The sequence below is a fragment of the Microcoleus sp. D2_18a_B4 genome (genome assembly GCF_036702475.1).
GTDB lineage: Bacteria > Cyanobacteriota > Cyanobacteriia > Cyanobacteriales > Microcoleaceae > Microcoleus.
This window is the reverse complement of record NZ_JAUBTL010000146.1, coordinates 1-1482: the sequence shown is the minus strand read 5'-3', so window position 1 is coordinate 1482 and position 1482 is coordinate 1. Positions and strand designations below refer to the sequence as shown.

General features: G+C 44.7%; 1 protein-coding gene. It reads left to right on the top strand.

Features of this window, described 5'->3' with window-relative positions; translation table 11 throughout:
• Positions 1 to 196 precede the first annotated feature (196 nt).
• Positions 197 to 1468: an RNA-guided endonuclease IscB gene (gene iscB, locus QUB04_RS32395; protein ID WP_333138263.1), complete on the top strand. Its 1272-nt coding sequence runs from the start codon at positions 197 to 199 to the stop codon at positions 1466 to 1468.
• Positions 1469 to 1482 lie beyond the last annotated feature (14 nt).

Below are 1482 nucleotides of genomic sequence, written 5' to 3'. Positions count from 1 at the left end.
GAGTAACGAACGTGCAGGTTAAGGCTTTCCGAAGCCTACGTTGGGAGGGTCATGACACCAGAAAATAAACGCCAGTTTTCTGCCCTGTCGAACTAGGTTAAAAAGTCGTGGTGAAAGGTTTATAAGCCCGTGCCTAGTTCCGAACAAGCCCTCTCAACATTACCGAGGCAAACATTACTTAATTGGATGACAGAAGATGTCAAACTACGTTTTTCTCATTGACGCTCAAAAAACACCGATGAATCCAATTCATCCAGTACAGGCAAGGAAATTATTAGAGCAGGGTAAAGCTGCTGTTTTTCGCAGATATCCCTTTACTCTAATTCTGAAACGAGCTATCGATATTCCAGTTGTTCATCCTCTTACTCTCAAAATCGATCCGGGTTCAAAAGTTACGGGATTTGCTCTTGTAACCGACCGGGATGAGGTTATTTGGGGGATGGAATTGAAGCATCGCGGGCAACAAATTAAACTAGCTCTTGACTCTCGTAGGTCTTTACGGAGAGGTCGGAGAAACCGCAATACACGCTACCGCCAGCCGCGTTTTCTGAACCGTTCGCGCCCTCAAGGGTGGCTAGCACCAAGTTTAAGGCATCGGGTTTTAACCACAGAAACTTGGGTCAAGCGTCTGTGTAAATTTGCTCCTATTGGTGAAATCAGACAGGAGTTAGTTAAGTTTGACACGCAAGCGCTAGAAAATCCAGAGATTAGCGGGTGCGAATACCAACAAGGCACTTTGTTTGGGTACGAGAGCCGCGAGTATTTATTAGAAAAGTGGCAAAGAAACTGTGCTTATTGCGGGATTGAAAATGTTCCTTTACAGATCGAGCATATTCACCCTAGAGCGAAAGGAGGTAGCAACCGTATCTCTAATCTGTGCTTAGCTTGTGAGAAATGCAACATCAAGAAAGGAACCAAATTAATTGAGCAGTTTCTCTCAAAAAAGCCCGATTTACTAAAGCGGATCTTAGGTCAAGCCAAGCGACCTTGTTTGGATGCAGCAGCCGTTAATGCTACCCGATGGGCATTGTTTAATCAACTCAAAAAAACAGGTTTGCCAGTCACAACAGGTACAGGAGGACAAACCAAATACAACAGGACTCGGTTGGGATTGCAAAAAACTCACTGGCTGGATGCAGCTTGTGTGGGTATCACCCAAACGCTGCAAGTCTTAACAGAGCGCATTCTCAATGTCACTGCAACTGGTTTTGGTGGAAGGCAGCGCTGCCAAACGGATAAATATGGCTATCCAGTCAAGCATCGCCCGCTGCGTCCAATTTTTGGCTTTTGTACTGGCGATATTGTTCGAGCCGATGTGCCGAAAGGTAAGTATCAAGGAACATTTACAACTAGAGTCTGCCCTATGTCGGATGGAAGAGGTGAGTTCATTATCAACAAAAAACGGTTTTCAGTAAGGCTCGATTACTGTAAAGCCATCCATCGCAAAGATGGTTACAGTTATGTCTGATATCTGAACAAAAA